The following is a 1,730-nucleotide window of genomic DNA, read 5'->3' on the forward strand; positions in this document are numbered from 1 at the left end:
GAATTTGTTGTTTGGGGTAAGATAATGAAAAAAGTTATATTTATCCTAATTTTTATATCCATCACAACAGGATGTTATTCAGCAAAAGACGATTGTTATTATGGAATGACAACAATTTGTTTTGGTAAACCATATAGCCCAATTGCTAAATTTCAAAAACCTTATAGCTTTGGGCATACGGATTCCGTGAAAAGAATGGATGATTTGGTAAGCTGCGGATTAAGAAAAGGGGATTTAAGTATGAGGAGTGCTTGGGCAATGGATCATTTACCAAAGGCTGATTCCCATTTACAACAAAAAAATTGGGATGCTTTTTTTAAATGTATGGAAATAAAAGGTTATATATGGGTAGAAGATTGTGGTAGAAAGAATTCTACTTCAGATAAAGGATTATGTAATGAATGATGAATATAACTTATCAACCAAAACAAAGGCAAGCGTGTAGAAGTCAATGCCCAAAACCTCAACATCGAAAGCTTGCAAGATATCGCCACATACAAAGGCAAACAAATGAACGTGAGTGGGAGTGTGACGGTGGTTATGGCACCTCAGCAGGGGGAAGCTACAACAAATCCAAAGTCAACGCCGACCATGCCAGCGTCAATGAGCAAGCCGGCATCTATGCGGGGGATGATGGTTATGACATTCACATCAACAAGCACACAGACTTAAAAGGCGCAATTATTACTTCTACGCAAAAAGCGGAAGACAACCACAAAAACCGCTTCAGCACAGGCACGCTCAGCCATAGAGACATTGAAAATCACTCGAACTACAGCGGTAATAGTTTTGGGGTGAGTGGTAGTGTGGCTGCGGATTTTGAGACCCCGTTTGGAGAAAATGGCGAAGCGCAAAGTAAGAAACAGATGGTCAATGATGACGGAGAAAAAATGTATGAAAACGCTAAAGGTGAGTTAACAACAGATGCTCAAACAAATGGGAAAAACAATAAAATAAAATTTGAGAAAGGCTGGGATTCTTTAGACGGAAACTTATCTGCCGGCTATGGTTCAGATAAATCAAGTCAAAGTAGTGTAACTAAATCAGGTATTAGTACTACTAATATTGAGATTCGGGATGAGAAAGCACAGTTTGAAAAAATAGGCAAAATGACGAAGGAGGTTATTGGCGCAATCAAAACAAATGTTACCACCGAAACTGCAGCGCAGCACTCTGGTAAATTGGAAAATCAATTTAATAAAGAGGAGGTGTTAAAAGAAATTAATCTTCAAGTTCAAGTCACAAAAGATTTTATTGATAATGCACAAGAGGTGAAAGATAAGGTGATAGACCATTATCAAGAACCTAAACGTAAGGAATTACGTCAAGCTATTACGGATTTTCACAATGCAAAAATCGAAGACAAAGCGCAATATGAGGAAAAAATTGACGCACTCATTAAAGATATTTATGCATTAGAGCATATTCGCACAGGTTTAGACTTGGCAACGGGTGTTGTTGCCGGTTCGCCGAAAGTGATGTCTGCAAAAACGTTAATTTCCATTATTGATACGGAAACGCGGCGGGAATCCTTGAAAAATTCTTTACTTGCGCCGCCTATTGAAGATATTAACGACAATGGGAAACTTTACAGTAATGTGGGGCATAATTCTGGGGCGTTTGATGGCATAAAACTTGGTGGTGTGCGAATGAATTATGGGGTGATTTGTGGTTCAAATTACGAACGATGTAAGACAGATAATAATGGTAAATTACTTCGTAATGATAAA

At 38.2% G+C, this 1,730-nt stretch carries 1 protein-coding gene and 1 pseudogene; both read left to right on the forward strand.

The features are described 5' to 3' along the window. Positions 1-405, forward strand: a 405-nt coding sequence (locus ABW51_RS09490) for a hypothetical protein (protein ID WP_053466546.1), incomplete at its 5' end; no start/stop codon positions are given. 105 nt (positions 406-510) lie between these two features. Beyond that, positions 511-1,730: pseudogene (locus ABW51_RS10600) on the forward strand (hemagglutinin repeat-containing protein); the annotation flags it as partial.

The sequence above is a fragment of the Haemophilus sp. C1 genome, assembly GCF_001276515.1.
GTDB lineage: Bacteria > Pseudomonadota > Gammaproteobacteria > Enterobacterales > Pasteurellaceae > Haemophilus.